General features: G+C 69.3%; 20 protein-coding genes and 1 tRNA gene. 9 read left to right on the forward strand and 12 right to left on the reverse strand.

Annotated elements, in window-relative coordinates:
- Together JHY01_RS28105 and xerC are read left to right on the forward strand one after the other, a co-directional pair.
- Nucleotides 1-465, forward strand: a complete 465-nt coding sequence (locus JHY01_RS28105; RefSeq protein ID WP_374199520.1) for a helix-turn-helix transcriptional regulator — start codon at nucleotides 1-3, stop codon at nucleotides 463-465.
- Nucleotides 458-1,684, forward strand: coding sequence for a tyrosine recombinase XerC (gene xerC, locus JHY01_RS10535; RefSeq protein ID WP_205325597.1), 1,227 nt, complete (start codon nucleotides 458-460; stop codon nucleotides 1,682-1,684). Before JHY01_RS28105 ends, xerC begins: the two co-directional genes overlap by 8 nt.
- A gap of 361 nt (nucleotides 1,685-2,045) precedes the next feature.
- Here the strand turns inward: xerC and JHY01_RS10540 are convergent.
- Nucleotides 2,046-2,130, reverse strand: a tRNA-Leu gene (locus tag JHY01_RS10540).
- Nucleotides 2,131-2,286: 156 nt separating this feature from the next.
- Here JHY01_RS10540 and JHY01_RS10545 point away from each other — a divergent pair.
- Nucleotides 2,287-3,300, forward strand: a complete 1,014-nt coding sequence (locus tag JHY01_RS10545; protein WP_205325598.1) for a phosphotransferase — start codon at nucleotides 2,287-2,289, stop codon at nucleotides 3,298-3,300.
- Nucleotides 3,301-3,344: 44 nt separating this feature from the next.
- Entirely contained in the window at nucleotides 3,345-4,442 is a 1,098-nt protein-coding gene (locus tag JHY01_RS10550) for a C45 family peptidase (RefSeq protein ID WP_205325599.1), read from the forward strand.
- Here JHY01_RS10550 and JHY01_RS10555 read toward each other — a convergent pair.
- The 9 genes from JHY01_RS10555 to JHY01_RS10595 form a co-directional block, all read right to left on the reverse strand.
- Nucleotides 4,439-5,263, reverse strand: coding sequence for a TrmH family RNA methyltransferase (locus JHY01_RS10555; protein WP_374199521.1), 825 nt, complete (start codon nucleotides 5,261-5,263; stop codon nucleotides 4,439-4,441). The genes JHY01_RS10550 and JHY01_RS10555 overlap by 4 nt on opposite strands.
- 112 nt (nucleotides 5,264-5,375) lie before the next feature.
- The gene (locus tag JHY01_RS10560; protein ID WP_205325601.1) at nucleotides 5,376-6,407 is read right to left on the reverse strand and encodes an SPFH domain-containing protein; all 1,032 of its coding nucleotides are present in this window, start codon (nucleotides 6,405-6,407) and stop codon (nucleotides 5,376-5,378) included.
- Between the two features lie 103 nt (nucleotides 6,408-6,510).
- Nucleotides 6,511-6,957: an NfeD family protein gene (locus JHY01_RS10565; RefSeq protein ID WP_205325602.1), complete on the reverse strand. Its 447-nt coding sequence runs from the start codon at nucleotides 6,955-6,957 to the stop codon at nucleotides 6,511-6,513.
- An 82-nt stretch (nucleotides 6,958-7,039) separates the two neighbouring features.
- Entirely contained in the window at nucleotides 7,040-8,080 is a 1,041-nt protein-coding gene (locus JHY01_RS10570) for a ferrochelatase (protein WP_205325776.1), read from the reverse strand.
- Nucleotides 8,081-8,096: 16 nt separating this feature from the next.
- Nucleotides 8,097-8,879: an enoyl-ACP reductase FabI gene (fabI, locus tag JHY01_RS10575; protein WP_205325603.1), complete on the reverse strand. Its 783-nt coding sequence runs from the start codon at nucleotides 8,877-8,879 to the stop codon at nucleotides 8,097-8,099.
- A gap of 51 nt (nucleotides 8,880-8,930) precedes the next feature.
- The gene (locus JHY01_RS10580) at nucleotides 8,931-9,635 is read right to left on the reverse strand and encodes a beta-ketoacyl-ACP reductase (protein ID WP_205325604.1); all 705 of its coding nucleotides are present in this window, start codon (nucleotides 9,633-9,635) and stop codon (nucleotides 8,931-8,933) included.
- A 108-nt stretch (nucleotides 9,636-9,743) separates the two neighbouring features.
- On the reverse strand, nucleotides 9,744-10,694 hold the full coding sequence (locus JHY01_RS10585; protein ID WP_205325605.1) for a VWA domain-containing protein: 951 nt from the start codon (nucleotides 10,692-10,694) through the stop codon (nucleotides 9,744-9,746).
- Between the two features lie 45 nt (nucleotides 10,695-10,739).
- Nucleotides 10,740-11,654, reverse strand: a complete 915-nt coding sequence (locus JHY01_RS10590) for a DUF58 domain-containing protein (RefSeq protein ID WP_205325777.1) — start codon at nucleotides 11,652-11,654, stop codon at nucleotides 10,740-10,742.
- Nucleotides 11,648-12,721 carry a MoxR family ATPase gene (locus tag JHY01_RS10595; protein ID WP_205325606.1) on the reverse strand — a complete coding sequence of 358 codons (1,074 nt, stop codon included), beginning with the start codon at nucleotides 12,719-12,721 and terminating at the stop codon, nucleotides 11,648-11,650. The genes JHY01_RS10590 and JHY01_RS10595 overlap by 7 nt, the downstream gene beginning before the upstream one ends.
- A 381-nt stretch (nucleotides 12,722-13,102) precedes the next feature.
- Between JHY01_RS10595 and JHY01_RS10600 the strand changes: the two genes are divergently transcribed.
- The 4 genes from JHY01_RS10600 (at nucleotide 13,103) to JHY01_RS10615 (ending at nucleotide 15,959) form a co-directional block, all read left to right on the forward strand.
- On the forward strand, nucleotides 13,103-13,666 hold the full coding sequence (locus tag JHY01_RS10600; RefSeq protein WP_205325607.1) for an alpha/beta hydrolase: 564 nt from the start codon (nucleotides 13,103-13,105) through the stop codon (nucleotides 13,664-13,666).
- A gap of 94 nt (nucleotides 13,667-13,760) precedes the next feature.
- Entirely contained in the window at nucleotides 13,761-13,973 is a 213-nt protein-coding gene (locus JHY01_RS10605; RefSeq protein ID WP_205325608.1) for a hypothetical protein, read from the forward strand.
- 22 nt (nucleotides 13,974-13,995) lie between these two features.
- Nucleotides 13,996-14,502 carry a PH domain-containing protein gene (locus JHY01_RS10610; protein WP_205325609.1) on the forward strand — a complete coding sequence of 169 codons (507 nt, stop codon included), beginning with the start codon at nucleotides 13,996-13,998 and terminating at the stop codon, nucleotides 14,500-14,502.
- Nucleotides 14,499-15,959 carry a PH domain-containing protein gene (locus JHY01_RS10615; RefSeq protein ID WP_205325610.1) on the forward strand — a complete coding sequence of 487 codons (1,461 nt, stop codon included), beginning with the start codon at nucleotides 14,499-14,501 and terminating at the stop codon, nucleotides 15,957-15,959. Before JHY01_RS10610 ends, JHY01_RS10615 begins: the two co-directional genes overlap by 4 nt.
- A gap of 7 nt (nucleotides 15,960-15,966) precedes the next feature.
- Here the strand turns inward: JHY01_RS10615 and hisG are convergent, their stop codons facing one another.
- The gene (gene hisG, locus JHY01_RS10620; RefSeq protein ID WP_205325611.1) at nucleotides 15,967-16,812 is read right to left on the reverse strand and encodes an ATP phosphoribosyltransferase; all 846 of its coding nucleotides are present in this window, start codon (nucleotides 16,810-16,812) and stop codon (nucleotides 15,967-15,969) included.
- A 24-nt stretch (nucleotides 16,813-16,836) separates the two neighbouring features.
- Nucleotides 16,837-17,100 carry a phosphoribosyl-ATP diphosphatase gene (locus tag JHY01_RS10625; RefSeq protein WP_270109719.1) on the reverse strand — a complete coding sequence of 88 codons (264 nt, stop codon included), beginning with the start codon at nucleotides 17,098-17,100 and terminating at the stop codon, nucleotides 16,837-16,839.
- Nucleotides 17,101-17,294: 194 nt separating this feature from the next.
- Between JHY01_RS10625 and JHY01_RS10630 the strand changes: the two genes are divergently transcribed.
- A complete protein-coding gene (locus tag JHY01_RS10630) occupies nucleotides 17,295-17,696 on the forward strand; it encodes a hypothetical protein (protein WP_205325612.1) in 402 nt (133 codons plus the stop codon).
- Nucleotides 17,697-17,725: the final 29 nt, after the last annotated feature.

Genomic DNA, 17,725 nt, shown 5'->3' on the forward strand with positions numbered 1-17,725 from the left:
GTGCCCGCTTGCTTTCATCTCCAGTGCCCTGGCCCGAAGCTCCGCACTCGCGCGCGGCTTTCCCTTTGCCATGCAAGCATTCTCGCATCAACACCCAGAACCCAACTTCACAGTTCCGGATTAGTAGGTTCACGCTCCGTCCAACCAGGAGCCAAAGCCGCCTCCGGAACTGACAGCACGGGTCCGGACGCCGCGGCCGACCGCGACTCGCTCCGGTGCCCGTGCCACACACAAGGAGCCACCGCATGCACCAACCTCCAAACCACCGCCAGCGCCGAGGTCGAGTCGCTGTGGTCGATCGACCAGGTCGCGGCCTACCTCAAAGTCCCGGTCCAGACCCTGCGCGCCTGGCGCAAACACCGGACCGGACCTCCGGCCGCCCGGATCGGCAGACACCTGCGCTACGACCCGGCCCAGGTCCGCGCCTGGGTCGCCGACCGCGTACGGGAGGCCTCCGATGACTGACGCGAAGAAGAAGCCCGCCGGGCGCAAGCAGGCCCGCAAAGGAGACGGGTCGATCTACTGGGACGAGTCGAAGCAGTGCTACTTCGGCTCGATCTCGCTCGGTATCAAGCCTGACGGCACCCGCCACCGCCCGAAAGTCAGCGGCACCACCCAACGCGAAGTCCGCGCCAAACTCAAGGAACTGAAGGAGGACTTCGACGACGGCATCGACCTGGGTGACAAGTACACCGTCGAGCAGGCCTGCCGCGACTTCCTCGAGAACGGGGTCCGCGGACTGATCCCTGCCACGGTCAACGAGCTGCGCATCCACGCCGAGAAGTGGATCATTCCGCACCTGGGCCAGGCGAAGCTCAAGCAGCTCAAAGCCGACGACGTCGACGCCTGGCTCGACACCATGGCCGAGGCCCTCGCGACATCCTCGGTCCGGCGGCGCCTGTTCACGCTGCGGCGAGTCATCAAGTTCGCCGAAGGACGCAACCGGGTCCGGCGCAACGTCGCCGCACTCGTCAAAGCCCCCAAGGGCAAAGAAGGCAGACCGAGCAAAGCGCTCACCCTCGACCAAGGGAAGGCGCTCCTGCACGCCAGCAAGGGCCGGCCGATCCACGCCTACATCGCCCTGTCGATGTTCACCGGCGTCCGCACCGAGGAAGCCCGGCCCCTGGAGTGGGCGCACACTCACCTCAACCCGGTGAAGGGCCAGACCTGCTCGTGCGGGGGCAAGCACCTCGAGGATCTGCCCCCGCATGTCGAAGTGTGGCGGTCGGTCCGCGAAGGCGGCGACACGAAGACACTGAAGAGCCGCCGGACCATCGCCCTGCCCGACTTCATCGTCGCCCTGCTGCTCGCCCACCGCGAACAGCAACAAACGTGGCGCGCGGCGCACGGTTGGAAGTCCGAGGGGATCGTCTACGTCTTCGGCACCCGCAACGACACCGTCCAGCAGGCCCAGGTCATCCGCGATCAGTTCCGCGCCGTCGTCGCCAAAGCCGGGATCCCCGGATCCTGGACACCGCGCGAACTTCGCCACTCGTTCGTCTCGCTCATGTCCGACAACGGCGCGACCCTGGAACTCATCGCCGACCTCGTCGGCCACGCCAACACCACCACGACCGCCACCGTCTACCGCCACCAACTGCGCCCAGTCATGACCAAGGGCGCCGACCTGCTCGACGGGGCCTTCGCCAAAGGCCTCCTCGACGAGCCCGAGGACAAGCCCTAACCCATCGAACGGACACTTCAGCGGCCCCCGGCGGAACCACCGCCGGGGGCCGCACTCGTCCCCCTGACCTACGAAACGACACGACCACCCAGGCCCAATTGGCTCACCGACCAGCAACCCCCGGAACGAGCGAACGCCCAGATCAAAGCCCCGATGCCAACAACCACCCGCCATCATTGACTAACGCCTCGCAATGACCACCAACGGCCGATCAGCAACGGCGCCTTCGCAAACGGCTCCAGAAACAGGCTCCAATGGCTCCCCTATTGGCTCCCCGAGGCCCTCTACAAAGGCTTCACGCGGGGCCGCAGGCCTGCCCGAAAGACACGAAAAAGGCCCTGTTACCAGGGCCTTTAATCTGTGCGCGAGGGGGGACTTGAACCCCCACGTCCATAATAGGACACTAGCACCTCAAGCTAGCGCGTCTGCCATTCCGCCACTCGCGCGTGCACACAGAAGTGTATATGTAGTTTGTTTTGCCTGCCAGGTGAGCTTTCCCGCCCTCCGTGGCACGAGACGAAACTTTACACGATGGTTCGGCGGTAGGCGCAAGGGGGGTTCACGGTCAGGCTGACGGGCCGACGGCGGCTAGGCTTGGGGGCATGACCGTGACCGCGCCTCGACTCCCCGACGCGGCGTTGACACATTGGGATCTCGGGCAGATCTACCAGATGCAGCGGGTCCAGACCGGGCTGATGAACCGGTCCTGGCGGGTCGACACCTCTTCTGGGTCGTATCTCCTCAAGCTGTTCCGGGACGTCACCGGCCCCGAGCTGCAATTCCAGTTCCATGTACTGCAGACCCTGGGCGGCTCGGGCGTACCGGTGGTGCTGCCGGTGCTCAGCCGGGACGGGCGGACCACGATCTTCCTGGAAGGCGAGGAGTTCGGAGTCTTTCCGTGGGTCGGGGGACGGCACCGGTCAGGGTTGTCCATGTCACGGGATGCTTGCCGTGATCTCGGTTCGGTGATCGGGAGACTGCACCGGACGCTGCATGCCTCCATTCCCGCGGACCGGGCGCCGAAGCCTGAGAATCCGCCGACGACCGAAGCCGCGCTGCAGAAGGTCGACCGGCTGCTGGAGCTGGTCGCCGCGGGTCGTGGGGACAAGACCGGATTCGAGGCCATCGCCGAGCAGACACTGCGCTTGAAGCGGGGGCTGCTGGTCAGGCTCGGGGACCGCCGGCCTCCGGACCTGCTGCCCCAGTACACGGGATATACGCACGGCGACCTCCACCCGCACAACGTCCTGCATGGACCCGATGACCGGATCTCCGCGATCTTGGACTGGGACCGGTTGGTGGTCTCGTCGTACGCGCGGGAGATGGCGCGGGCAGCGGTGTTCTACTTCACTTACGGAGATGAGCGCGGGCTCGATTGCGATCGGATCCGGGCGTTCGCCGGGGGCTACCGGTCGGTCTTCGACGTCGGCGAGCCCGAAATCGGGCTGGCCACGCACCAGTTGTGGTGGGACCGGCTGACCGACAACTGGGTCATCGAGTGGCACTATGTGCGGCACAACTCCGCGTGCGACCACCTCCTGCCGGGACAGACCGGGCTCGTGAAGTGGTGGACGATTCATTACTCGCAGGTGGAGCAGGCCCTGATGGGGCGCTAGGAAGTCGCTGGCTTATCCCTTTGGCCTTTGCCACAATGGGTTTCATGACTTCACTTCCGCTTCTCCACCTTCAGGGCAGCCCTCACCGGCAAGGTCTGCAGCACGGCGAGGAACTGCGGGAGGCGATCGCCGCCAACGTCGCGGTCTACCGGTCCCGGATGCTCACCTCGGGTGTCCCCGAGGGCGAACTCGCCGAGCGTTCACAGCGGTTCCTGGAGCAGTTCACACGCTACGACGCCGATTACCGGGCGACGATGGACGGCATCGCCGAGGCGTCCGGGCAGGATCTGCTGGACATCGCCCTGCTCAACGCCCGCTACGAGCTGCTCTACAGCGCCTGGAGCGAATTCGGGCGGCCCACGGTCGACGGCATCCGGTCCGAGTGCACCTCGTTCGGCGGCTCGGACGGGGTGTTCACCGCGTCGGGGACGCACATCGGGCAGAACTGGGACTGGTTCACCGGAGTCGAAGGGGCCCTGCTGCAGTGGCAGCGGGGAGATACGACCATGATCGGATTCACCGAGGCCGGTGTCGCCGGCGCGAAGATCGGGCTCAACAGCACCGGGGTCGGCCTGTGCATCAACGGACTCGGGGCTTCGGCCGACGACTGGCGCCTCGACACGGTGCCGTTCCACCTCCGGTCTCGGCGGGTGCTGGAGTCGACGAGTCTCGCTGAGGCGATCGGGCACGCGGTGGGTCCTCGGCCTGCTTGTTCTTCGAATTTCTTCATCGGGAGCGCGTCGGAGGGCGTGGTCACCGTCGAGACCTCTCCGCTGGGCTCGCGGGTGATCTACGAGGGCGGCGATGCGCCTCTGGTGCACGCCAACCACTTCCGTGATCCTGAGGCCCTCGGGGTCTACCAGAGTTGGCTCGAGACCGGCCGGGTTTCGACGTATCACCGATGCGACCGCATGGAGACACTGCTCGCCAAGGAGTCCCCGGTCTCGACCGAGCGCCTGCACGCCGCCATGCGGGACCACGAAGGCGGGCCGCTCGGGCTCTGCCGTCACCCCGTCGAGACCGACCCCGTTGAGCTGCAGACGCATACGGCCTTCGCCGCGCACCTGGAGCTCGACGCCAAGCGGTTCTCTTACACGTGGGGCCCGCCCTGCGAGTCCGAGTTCGCCACCGTAAGCCTCTAGCGGGGCGTCGGCTGGGACAACTCCCAGCAGGCCACGGCCGTCGCCGCGGCGACGTTGAGCGAGTCGACGCCCGCGTGCATGGGGATGACCACCGTGCGGTCGCAGGCGTCCAGCGCGGCCTTCGTCAGGCCGGGGCCTTCCGCGCCGAACATCAGGGCCGGGCGTTCGCGTTCCTCGGCGCTCACCCGGCCGATGTCGATCGCGCCGCGCGAGGGACTCAGTCCGTGCAGGGTGAATCCGGCGTCGCGGATCTGGGCGAGGCCGCTCGGCCAGGGCTCCAGGTAGGCGTAGGGGACCGCGAACACCTCCCCCATGCTCACGCGGACGCTGCGGCGGTAGAGCGGGTCGGCGCAGTCCGGGGCGAGGAGCACGCCGTCGAAACCGAGCCCTGCGGCGACCCTGAAGACGGCCCCGATGTTGGTGTGATTGTTCAGCCCTTCGAGGACGACGAGGCGGTTGACGCTGGCCAGGAGGTCGGCCGGATCCGGGAGCTCCTTGCGGTGGAACGAGGCCAGCGCGCCCCGGTGGACGTGGAAGCCGGTCACGGATTCGAGGACGTCGGGTCCGGCGGTGTAGCAGGGGGCGTCTTCGGCGAGGTGCGCGAGCTGGTCGGCGCGTTTGGCGTCGATGAGCATCGAGCGCATCCGGTAGCCGGCGCGGAGGGCCCGGTTGACGACCTGGTGGCCTTCGGCGATGAACAGGCCGTGGGGCTGTTCGAAGCGGGTGCGGAGGGCGAGGTCGGTGAGCGCGCGGTAGTCGCCGAGGCGCTCGTCCTCGGGGTCGTGGATGTGAATGACGTCGGGCACCCGGTGATTCTCCACTACGGGTACGGCGGCGCCCGGGGTGCCTGTGCGGGCTCCCCGGGCGTCACGTGGTGCTAAGAGCTGTCCGGTGAATCCCGGCGAGGCGCCATCCGGATTCACCGGAGGGACCCTAGGCCGGGGCGGGCGGGAGTTCGTCCCGGATCTTGCCTTTGCCGATGTCCTGGACCTCACGGGCGGCCTGCTCGGCTGCTTCGAGGGCCTGGGCGGCCGAGTCGTCGAGCTCGAGGGCGCTCGTGTCGACCTCGATCTCCTCGTCCTCCGGGGTGCTCTCGGTGATGCCGCCGAGGGCGTTGCCGATGCCTCCGAGTGCCTTGGTGAGTTCGGCCGGGACGACCCAGACCTTGTTGGCGTCGCCCTGGGCGATCTTGGGGAGGGTCTGGAGGTACTGGTAGGCCAGGAGCCGGTCGGTGGGCTTGGCCTTGTGGATGGCCGCGAAGACGGTCTGGATCGCCTTGGCCTGGCCGTCGGCGCGGAGGACTTCGGCGTCGCGGGCGCCCTTGGCGCGCAGGACCTGGGACTGCTGCTCGCCTTCGGCGTTGAGGATCGCGGCGCGCTTGGTGCCTTCGGCGTTGAGGATCGCGGCGCGGCGGTCGCGTTCGGCGCGCATCTGCTTCTCCATGGCGTCTCGGATGCTCAACGGCGGTTCGATGGAGCGCAGTTCGACGCGGGTGACCTTGAGGCCCCACTTGTCGGTGGCCTTGTCGAGTTCGGCGGCGAGGCGGGCGTTGATCTCCTCGCGGCTGGTGAGGGTCTTCTCGAGGTCCAGCGAGCCGACGACGTTGCGGAGCGTGGTGGTGGTGAGCTGCTCGACGCCCGCCAGGTAGTCGTCGATGCTGTAGACGGCATCGGTGGGCTTGGTGATGATGTAGTACAGCACGGTGTCGATCTGCACGCCGAGGTTGTCGGCGGTGATCACGGGCTGGGGCGGGAAGTTCACGACGCGCTCGCGGAGGTCCACTTTGGCGCGAACGTTGTCCACGAACGGCACCAGGAGCCGGGGCCCGGGTTCCAGGGTGCGTCGGTACTTGCCGAGGCGTTCGATGATGTAGTTCCACTGCTGGGGAACGATCTTGATCGAGCGGAACAGCACGATGACGAAGAAGATCGCGACTATCAGCAGCAGTATGCCTACGGCGTCCATGGTGTTTCAGCCTCCAGTGGTCTGGCGGATCGGCGGGCTTTTCACTTGGCTTGCTCTGGGTCTGGTTCCAGACGTTGCGGAAAGGCTATACGGGCACGGCCAGTCAGCTCTGCTTCCAGACGATGACGGTGGCTCCCTTGATTTCTACCACTGTCACGCTGTCTCCGGGTTCCAGCACCTGGTCGGGTTCGAGGGGGAAGGCGGTCCAGTTGTCGCCGTGGATCTCGACGAGGCCGCCGGAGAGGTCGACCTTGGTGAGGACGCGGGCTTCGGCGCCTTCGATGGCGCGGGTGCCGAACACGCCGGGGGTCCTGGGGGCACCGGAGTCGCCCTCGAGGGCCTGCCTGAGGAAGGGGCGAAGTCCGAAGATGGAGGCGATGGAACCGGCCCCGAAGAGCACGGCTTGGAGCCAGAAGGGGGCGCCGAGGGCGGCGCCGATGCCGGCGAGCACGGCGCCGACGCCGACCATGGCGAGTACCAGGGTGCCGGTGAAGAGTTCGATGGCGCCGAGGATCACAGCGGCGATGATCCAATAGAAGACGGGTTCCACCTGTCAAGCATGTCATGCGGATGCGACCAGCGGGGATTTCGGGCCGGGCCCGCGTCCCGTTTGGGACGCGGGCCCGGTTCGGTCAGCGGTTCCGGTGCTTCTCGGGGGCCGGGGGCCTGCGGGCGGGGCAGCAGCCCTCGACCGTGGGGTCCCAGACGGGGAGTTTGCCGAGCCGCCGCAGCGGCGCGCTTTGGACGCGTTCGGCGACGAGTTCGCGGAACATGCCGACGAGGTCGGCGCCGACCTCGGGCGTGCCGGCCCGGAGGTAGCGGAGGCCCAGCTCGGCGGCGGTGTCCTTGGCCTCGTTGTCGAGGTCCCAGAGCACTTCGATGTGGTCCGAGAGGAATCCGACGGGGCTGACCACGACGGTGTCGACGTCCTCGGCGGCGAGGACCTTGAGGTGGTCGTTGATGTCGGGCGCGAGCCACGGCATCGATGGCGGGCCCGAGCGGGACTGCCAGACGACGTCGAAGGGACCGTGCCATCCGGCGTGCTCGGCGACGAGCGCGGCGGTCTCGGCGACCTGGTCGGAGTAGCGGGCGCCTTCGGGTCCGGAGCACTCGTCCATGACGTCGGGGATCGAGTGGGCGGTGAAGACCACGCGGGTCTTCGACTGGTCCTCGATCTGGCCGAGGCTCTTCTTGAGCTGGTCGGCGAAGCCGCCGACGAAGCCCGGGTGGTCGAAGAAGTGCCGGATCTTGTCGATGACGGGCGCGGTGTCGCCGACGGCGGCCCGCGCGGCGTTGATGTCCTCCACGTACTGGCGGCACGAGGAGTACGAGCCGTAGGCGCTGGTGCACAGGGCGAGGGCGCGCTTGACGCCGTCGCCGGTCATCTGGGTGACCGCGTCGACGAGCATCGGGGGCCAGTTGCGGTTGCCCCAGTAGATGGGCAGGTCGATCCCGCTGACGCGGAACTCCTGGCGGAGGGCGTCGAGGACCTCGCGGCACCACTGGTTGATCGGCGAGATGCCGCCGAAGTGGTAGTAGTGCTCGGCGACCTCGGCGAGGCGTTCGTCGGGGATGCCGCGGCCTCGGGTGACGTTGCGCAGGAACGGCAGCACGTCGCCGGGGCCTTCGGGGCCGCCGAACGAGACGAGCAGGACCGCGTCGTAACCGTTCATTGTCATGGCGGCTCCGCTACTGCTCGGTGCGCTCGACCCCGACGGCGTGGAAGCCGCCGTCGACGTGCAGGATCTCGCCGCTGGTGGCCGGGAAGAGGTCGGACAGGAGCGCCGCGCAGGCCTTGGCGACCGGCTCGGAGTCCGTGAGCGACCAGCCGAGCGGGGCGCGGGTCGTCCACGCCTCCTCGAAGGCTTCGAAACCCGGGATGGACTTGGCGGCCATGGTGCGCTGCGGGCCCGCGGACACGAGGTTGACGCGGATGCCCTTGGGACCCAGGTCGCGCGCGAGATAGCGGTTGGCGGACTCGAGGCCGGCCTTGGCGACGCCCATCCAGTCGTAGACGGGCCAGGCCTGGCTGGCGTCGAAGGTGAGACCGACGATGGAGCCTCCGTTCCCCATCAGCGGCAGGCAGGCCATGGCGAGGGCCTTGTAGGAGAAGGTCGAGACCTGCAGGGCGGTCGCGACGTCCTCCCACGGGGTGTTGAGGAAGTTCCCGCCGAGCGCCGACGGCGGGGCGTAGGCGATGGCGTGCAGGACGCCGTCGAGGCCGTCGACGTGCTCGCGGACCTTCGCCTCGAGTCCGGCGAGCTGCTCGGGGTCGGTGGCGTCCAGCTCGATGACGGGGGCGGGCGTGGGGAGCTTCTTGGCGATCCGCTCGACCAGGGACATGCGCCCGAAGCCGGTGAGGACCACTTCGGCGCCCTGCTCCTGCGCGTACTTGGCCACACCGAAGCCGAGGGACTGCTCGGTGATCACCCCGGTGATGAGCAGTCGTTTGCCGTCCAAGAATCCAGTCATCTGTTCCTCCGTCGTTATTCGTGCTTGCAAATACTGTGGCGCTTCAGGGGCCTAGTGGCCCATGCCGAGGCCGCCGTCGACGGGGATGACCGCGCCGTTGACGTAGGCGGCGTTGTCGCCCGCGAGCCAGGTGACGGCCCCGGCGATCTCCTCGGCCGTGGCGAAGCGCTTGGCGGGGATCGAGTCGAGGTAGGCCTTGCGCTGGGCTTCGGGGAGCGCGTCGGTCATGTCGGTCTGGACGAAGCCGGGGGCGACGACGTTCGCCGTGATGTTGCGTGAGCCGAGTTCGCGGGTGATCGAGCGGCTGAGGCCGATCAGGCCGGCCTTGGACGCGGCGTAGTTGGTCTGCCCGGCGTTGCCGTAGAGGCCGACGACCGAGGAGATGAAGATCATGCGGCCGAACTTGGCGCGCAGCATCTTCGAGGAGGCGCGCTTGGCGACCCGCCACGCGCCCTTGAGGTTCGTGTCGACGACGCGCTCGAACTGCTCGTCGCTCATGCGGAGCAGGAGGGTGTCGTCGGTGATGCCGGCGTTGGCGACGAGGATCTCGACGGGACCGAACTTGCCTTCGACGTCGGTGAACGCGGCGTCGACCGAGGCGGTGTCGGTGATGTCGCACTGGACGCCGTAGAGGCCGTCGGGTGCGCCGGTGCCCCGGTGGGTGACGGCGACGTTGTCGCCCTGGGCCGCGAAGGCCTGGGCGATAGCGAGACCGATCCCGCGATTGCCACCGGTGACGAGGACCGTGCGCGCCATTGTTCGAACTCCTCAAGTTTATTTGTACGAAGTCACCGACGATCGTACTGACGGGTCCCTTCAGTGGCGAAGGGGCCTTCACGCACCGTGTGGCACTCGCCTCAGGACCTAGGTGAGGCGGGAGGTCCAGGCGAGGCTGAGTCCGGCGGCCGCGAACAGCAGGATCATGGCGCTGCCGATGAACCACTGGGAGATGTCCTGAGCGATCGTCTGATGCGCGAGCGAGGACTCCATGTCCTCGTAGACGGACCGGAGCTGCTCGGCGGTGTAGGCCTCGTAGAAGTTCCCGCCGGTGCCTTCGGCGAGTTCGGCGAGGGCCTGGCGGTCGACGGGGACGGAGACGAGCTCCTGGTCGAGTTCGATCACGCCCTCGTCGGTGCCGAACGCGACCGTGGAGACGGGGATGTTCGCGGCCGAGGCGGCCTCGGTGGCCTCCTCGACGGTGCGCCCGGCCGTGCGGTAGCCGTCGGAAAGGAGCAGGACGCGGGCGGGCGGGAGCGTGCCGGATTCGTCGGCGGGCACCTGCTGCACGGCTTGGAGCGAGGCGAAGACCGCTTCGCCGGTGGCGGTGGCCTCGGCGAGGTTGAGGCCGAGGATCGCGGAGGCGACGCTCGCGTGGTCCTTGGTCGGCGGCACGTTGACGGAGGCGAAGCCGGCGAAGGAGACGAGGCCGACGTTGTACTCGTCGGGCAGGTCGTTGACGAACCCGGCGGCGGCCTCCTTGGCGGCCTCGATCCGGGTCGGCGACACGTCTTCGGACATCATGGACAGTGAGACGTCGACGGCGAGGATGATCGTGGCCCGCTCCTGCGGCTCGTCGACGTCCACCGCGGGCCGGGCCATGCCGCCCACGAGCACGGCGAGCGCGATCACGAGGAGCCCGGCCGGGAGGTGGCGGCGCCAGCCGGGGACCTTGGGCACGAGTTTCGCCAGGAGCGAGGCGTTGGCGAACCTGACGGCGATCCGCTTGCGGGCGAACTGGGCCCAGACGTAGACCGCGGCGAGTGCGGCGACGGGGAGGAACGCCAGGAGCCACATCGGTTCGAGCAGGCGGATCAACAGTTCTCCTTGGTGTCGTTCAGCGGCGCAGAGTGCGGTGGGTCGCTAGCGGTAGGCGGCGAGGTGGCGGCGCTGCGCGATGAAAGCGGCGATGTCGCGCAGCCAGTCCGAGCCGGTCGAGAGGCGCAGGTGGGCCGCGCCGCCGGAGCGGATGCCCGCGGCGATGCGGGCGCGCTGCTCGGCGGCGGCCTCGGCGTAGCGGGCGCGGAAGCGCGCGTTCCCGGTCTGGACTTCGACCGTCGCGCCGGTCTCGGGGTCCATCAGGTCGAGCACGCCGACGTCGGGGAGCGCGAGCTCGGCCGGGTCGAGGATCTCGACGCACAGCACCTGCTGGCGCACCGCGAGGCGGCGCAACTCTCGGGGCCAGTCGCTCGGATCGTCTTCGTCCTCCAAGAAATCGGAGATGACGATCGCGAGTCCGCGGCGGCGGGCGTGGCGGCGGGTCTTGTCGATGAGCTCGGCGAGATCGCCCGCGCCCTCGCCGCGCGGGAGCGTGGTGACCGTGCGCAGGAGCGAGCGGGCGCCGCCGCGGCCGGGGCGCGGCGGGATGGCCTTCGCGGGGCCGCCTTCGGTGACGACGGCGCCGATGCGGTTGCCGCCGCGTCCGGCGAGGTAGGCGAAGGCGGCGACGGCGCCTTCGGCGAGTTCGCGCTTGAGCATGCCGACGGTGCCGAAGTCGAGACTCGGCGAGAGGTCGACGGCGAGCCAGGTCTCGAGTTCGCGGTCGGCGATGGTGGTGCGCACGTGCGGCACGGTGGTGCGGGCCGTGACCGGCCAGTCCATGCGGCGCACGTCGTCCCCCGCGCGGTACTCGCGGGCCTCGCCCGGCTCGGAGCCGGGCCCGGGCAGCAGGCCCAGGTAGTCGCCGTGCAGGAGCCCGTCGAGGCGGCGGGTGACGTTGAGCTGCAGGCGGTCGAGGGCGCGCAGGTCGTGTTCCAAGGGAACCGTCGCTCTCACCAGGCGCCCGGCTGCTGCGGCTGGTAGGACTCGACCCGCGGCGCGGCGTCCTGGCGGGGGCTCACCGTGGGGGCGGGGACGGCCGCGAGGAGCTGGCCCACGAGCTGGTCGGTGACGACGCCGTCGGCCATGGCGTCGTAGGAGAGCACGAGCCGGTGGCGGAGCACGTCGGGCGCGATGTCGTCGAGGTCCTGCGGCAGGGCGTAGTCGCGGCCGCGCAGGAGCGCGATGGCGCGGGTGGCGCGGATGAGGCCGAGGGAGGCGCGGGGGCTGGCCCCGTACTGGATGTGCCGGGCGATGCCGCTCAGACCGGCGGCCGCGGGGTTGCGGGTGGCCATGACGATGCGCACGGCGTAGTCGACGAGGGCGTTGTGGATGAACACGCCGTCGGCGGCCTGCTGGAGGCGCCGGAGGTCGTCGGTGTCGAGGATGCGGTCGGGCACGGGCGAGTCGACGCCCATGCGGAAGACGATCTCGCGTTCCTCGGCGTCCGTGGGGTAGCCGACGTTGACCTTGAAGAGGAAGCGGTCGCGCTGCGCCTCGGGCAGCGGGTAGACCCCTTCCTGCTCGATCGGGTTCTGGGTGGCCATGACCAGGAACGGCTTGGGGAGCACGTGGGTCTGGCCGCCGATGGAGATGCGGCCCTCGGCCATCACCTCGAGCATCGCGGACTGGACCTTCGCGGGGGCGCGGTTGATCTCGTCGGCGAGTACGAAGTTGGTGTAGACCGGGCCGAGTTCGACGTCGAAGGTCTCGCTGGACTGCCGGTAGATGCGCGTGCCGACGATGTCGGCCGGGACCAGGTCGGGGGTGAACTGGATGCGCTGGAAGTCGGCGCCGACGACGCGGGCCATGGTCTCGACGGCGAGGGTCTTGGCGACGCCGGGCACGCCTTCGATGAGGCAGTGCCCTCGGGCCAGCAGCGCGGCGAACATGCGCTCGACGAGGGCGTCCTGGCCGACGATGACCTTCTTGATCTCGAACAGCGCCTTCTCCAGCAGGGCGGCGTTCTCCGCCGGGGTCGAGGACCCGGTGGAGCGGTCTGAACGGTCGGCCTCGGCTGATCCCATGTCGGCTCCTTCGCGAGCGTTCGGTCTGGTCCTGTCGATACTAATTCGCCCGTTCGAGGATGGCAGGGGGCCGCACGGACCCGCGCGGCGCTCCCGCACCGCAGTTTGTCGGGAACCCGACAGTTTTCGCCGAACCCCTTGCGGCACAGCGGGTCTACACTGCCACGATGCTCTTCCGGCAAACGGTAAGGCGGTATTTGCCCAGGAGCGTGACACGCCGCGCGGATTCAATCCGTTGCTGCGAAATGTCGGAGCGCTATGCTTTCACCAACCCGCACGACTTCCCCCGTGGTCGTGCGGGTCTTCTCATGCCCGGAAGCCGCCGCGCGCGGGCGTTGCGGAGGACGCGCAACCGGCCCCGCGGCAACTAGAATTCCCCTCATGCCCCGCCGCCGCCAGGCCCTCCTGCTCCCCGGACGCAACTACAGCGTCCAAGGGCCGCTGCTGATGTACACCCACGTGGCCCTCCAGTCCCGTGGCGCCCATACCTACCCGCTGGTGTGGAAGGGCGTGGACGAGCTCGCCGCCGACGCCCAGGCCATGATCGACGGCGTGTGCGAGCAGACCGAGGCCGTGCTCGACCGCGTGCACAACGACGACCCGCCGCTGCTCGTCGGCAAGTCGCTCGGCACGGCCGCCGCGATCCTCGCGGCGCATCACGGGCTCCCCGCGATCTGGTTCACGCCGTTCCTGCAGCACTATCCGATCGTGCAGGCCCTGCGGCGCTCGACCGCCCCGTACCTGCTCGTGGGCGGCACCGCGGATCCCGCGTGGAACACCGCGCTGGCCCGCGAGCTGCCCGGGGAGGTCTGCGAGGTGCGCGGGGCCGACCACGGCATGTTCATCCGCGGCAGGCCGCTGGTCGAGTCGGCGCACGCGATGGCGGACGTGATCGAGGCGGTGGAGGCGTTCATCGACACGGCGGTGTGGCCTCGCACCGGATGACGCCGAGCCCGTCCTCGGCTCGCCGGCGTCGCCGAGATCGCACAATTGCGGCTCGCGGGCGTCGCGGCTGCGGCGCTTGGCGGACAATCGCATGGTGACTTCAGATCCGAAAGCGCAGTCCGAGGCGCCCGTCTGCTCGTCGCGCGGCTGCCGCAACACGGCGGCGTGGATGCTGCTGTGGCGCAACCCTCGCATCCACGGCTCCGACCGCGTGAAGCGGTGGGCCGCATGCGAGGAGCACGAGCCGACGCTGCGCGAGTTCCTCACCGCGCGCGGATTCCCTTGCGAGACCCAGAGGTTGCCGTGATCGAGCGTGGAATGATCGAGCGATGAACGCGAGAGCGGTCCCCGTGTGGGACCTGTGGCCCGGTGGGATCGAATGGCAGCCGATGTCGCCGAAGCTGCGCACGGTGTGGATGCTGCGGAGCCTGCTCAACGTCCTGATCCTGGCGGTGGTCGCCGCGGTCCCGCTGACGATCTGGCTCGGCTGGGAAGGCCTGCTGTGGGCGCTCGGCGGCTACGTGCTGCTCGCGGGCCTGCGCGTGCTCACCGTGGTGCGCACCGTGCGGACCTGGGGTTACGCCGAAAGAGACCAGGACCTGCTGGTGCGGCACGGGCTGCTGACGCGGCGGCTGAGCATCGTCCCCTACGGCCGCATCCAGCTCATCGACCTCTCGGCCGGGCCGATCGAGCGGATGTTCGGGCTCACCTCGGTGCAGGTGCGCACCGCGGCGCTGGGCTCGAACACCGAGGTGCCCGGGCTCGACCCGATGGTGGCCGCCGCACTGCGCGACCGGCTCGCCGTCCGCGCCGCCGAGGTCCGGGAGGGTTTGTGACGCCGGAGGCCGAACCGGTCCGGGGCGACGAGCCCGCTCCCCCGCTGGCGCCCGCGCCCTACGGCCCGGCGCCGTACGCGCCGAGCGCACCGCCTGAGGGCGTGCAGCGCCAACGCCTGCATCCGCTGACGCCGCTGCTCGAGAGCGTGCGGTTCCTCACCGCGGCCGCGGCGGCGGTGGGCGTCCAGATGTTCACGTCGCGGAACTTCCTGTTCGCGGTGTACGCGGCGGTGGCGGCGGCGGTCGTGGGCGGCATCGCGAGCCTGATCGCGCTCCAGTTCCGGGGGTTCGTGATCTGGGGCCGGGAGCTGCACATCTACGGCGGCGTGTTCACGCGCAGCCACCGCACGGTGCCGCTGGACCGGCTGCAGTCGGTGGATCTGGCGCGGCCGCTGCGGGCGCGGGTGTTCGGCTTGGCGCAGTTGAACATCGAGGTCGCGGGCGGCGACGGGACGGACGCGCGGCTCGCGTACCTCAAGCACGACAGGGCGCTGGAGCTGCGTGCGGAGCTGCTGTCGATCGCTGGCAGGCCCGGGGCGGCGCCGCGGGTCGAGGCCGCGGACGAGGGCGCCGCCGAGTCCACTGCGGAGGCTCCGGAGCGGCCGGAGCCGCTGGTGCCGCCGGTGACGGTGCGGAAGCTGGCGGGGGCGTCGCTGCTCGAGGCACTGCCGGTGCAGCTGACGGCGCTGCTGGTCTTCGGGACCGCGTTCGCGGTGACCGGTTCCATCTTCGGGTTCACGCAGGTCGCGACGGCACTGTGGTTCGGGTTCTTCGCTCCGGCGCTGCTGGGCTATCTGCAGAGCACGGTGGCGACGGTGAACCGGTTCCTGCGCAACTGCCGGTTCCGCATCACGCGAGACGGCGGGAACCTGCTCATCGAGCGGGGCCTGACCGACACGAGCCACGAGACGGTGCCGGTGGACCGGGTGACGGCCGTGAGCTTCGACGAGCCGATCCTGTGGCGGCGCAGGGACTGGCGGCGCGTCGAGGTGTGGACGGCGGCGATGGCGCAGCAGAGCGCCAGCGTCGTCAAGTCGACCACGGCGCTGCCGGTCGGCGGTCCGGCGGAGGTCGCGCTGGTGGCGGCCGAGGCGGTGCCGGAGTTGCCCGCGGCGTTCGAGGTGGAGCGGCCGCCGCGTCGGGCGCGTTGGCGGATGCCGTTGCGCTGGAAGTGGACCGGTGCGATGCTCGATGAGCAGGTGTTCGTGGTGCGGCAGGGCCTGTGGGTCAACACCTATGTGGCGGTGCCGTATGCGCGGATCCAGTCGGTGCGGGTCGTGCAGGGTCCGATCCAGCGGATGCAGGGGCTCGCGACGGTGCACGCGATGACGGCCGGGGGCCTGGGGCACACGGCGAAGGCGGCACACCGCGACGTCGGTGAGGCCGTCGCGATGGCCGCCGAGCTGCGCAGGCGGGCCGACGCGGCCGCGGCGCTCGAGGCGCCGCGGCTCAGCTGAGCGGTCTTCAGAGGCGGCAGGCGTCGATGTTGGAGGCCAGGATGCCGCGGGCGCCGATCTCGTAGAGGGCGTCCATGACCCGGTGGAGGTCGGCGCGCTCGGTCATCGACTGGACCGCGACCCAGCCTTCCCGATGCAGCGGGGAGACCGTCGGCGATTCGATGCCGGGGGTCAGCTCGACGGCGGCTTCGAGGAGTTCGGCGCGCACGTCGTAGGCGAGCATCACGTAGGAGCGGGCCACGAGCACGCCGCGCAGGCGGCGCAGCAGCTGCTCGACGGCCGCGGACTGGCCGTTGCCGGCCTTGCGGACGAGGACCGCCTCGGACTGCATGATCGGTTCGCCGAAGATGGCGAGTCCGGCCTGCTTGAGGGTGGTGCCGGTCTCGACGACGTCGGCGATGGCGTCGGCGACGCCCAGGGCGATGGCGTTCTCGACCGCGCCGGCGAGCTTGACGATCTCGGCGTTCACTCCGTGCTTCTCGAGGTCGCTGCGGACGACGCCGGGGAAGGAGGTCGCGATGCGCTTGCCGTCGAGGCCTTTCACGGTGTCGACGGTGCCCGGGCGGGCGGCGTACCGGAAGGTGGAGCGGCCGAAGCCGAGCGCGAGCACCTCTTCGACCTCTTCGCCGGAGTTCACGGCGAGGTCCTGGCCGGTGATGCCGAGGTCGAGGTCGCCTGAGGCGACGTAGGTGGCGATGTCGCTGGGGCGCAGGTAGAAGAATTCGACGTCGTTGGCGGTGTCGAGGGACTGCAGGTCGCGGCTGGAGCCGCGTTGGCGGTAGCCCGCCTCGGTGAGCATGTCGGTGGCGCCCTGGGAGAGCGATCCCTTGTTGGGCACGGCGATGCGGAGCATGCGGATGGGCCTTTCAGAAGCTGGTTAGAGGTACCGGTACACGTCGTCGAGGCTGATGCCGCGGGCGACCATCATCACCTGGAGGTGGTAGAGGAGCTGGGAGATCTCCTCGGCCGCGGCCTCGTCCGACTCGTATTCGGCGGCCATCCAGACCTCGGCCGCCTCTTCGACGATCTTCTTGCCGATGGCATGGACGCCTGCGTCGAGTTGGGCGACGGTGCCCGACCCTTCGGGTCGGGTGGCGGCTTTGTCGGCGAGTTCGGCGTAGAGCTGCTCGAAGGTCTTCACGGCCGGAATTCTACGTGGCGGGCCTGGATGCGGCGACCGCGAACCGCCTGGGGCGACCGCTGGCCGGGACGGTGAGACCCAGGTCGCACCCAACGTGAGACTTAGCCGGGTCGTGTGATCTCATCCGGTTGTCATCATTCGACCCGTTTTGTCGTCCTATATAGCGTCGAACGGGGCAACGGAAGGCAGGCGATATGCGACGCAGAACGCTCTTCACCGCCGGTGCGGCCTCGCTCGCAGCGGGCACGGCGACGGTCGGCACCCTCCCGGCATGGGCGCAGACCTGGACGTACCACCAGGGCAGCAACGGCGCCAGCGCGGTCTACAGCTTCCTCGCGAACTCGCAGCGCACCGAGACCTCGATCGACAACACGGGCCACTGCCGGTGGCTGGTCGCCCAGGGCCACATGCCGGAGGTGCGGATCGACCAGATCCAGTTCGGCTGGGAGATCACCTCCGCCGCGGGCGGGCACGACTTCACGGTGGACGACTACTCGCTCACCGTCCGATCCGGCCCCGCCGCTGTGCGAACACGTGCTTCGCCTAGCGCGCGCGAGGGTGGGGATTTCACAGTTCACGGCCGGTATGGACTTTAATTTGGTCGCATGATCTAATTAACGTATCG

Source organism: Glycomyces sp. YM15 (assembly GCF_016918015.1).
GTDB lineage: Bacteria > Actinomycetota > Actinomycetes > Mycobacteriales > Micromonosporaceae > Glycomyces.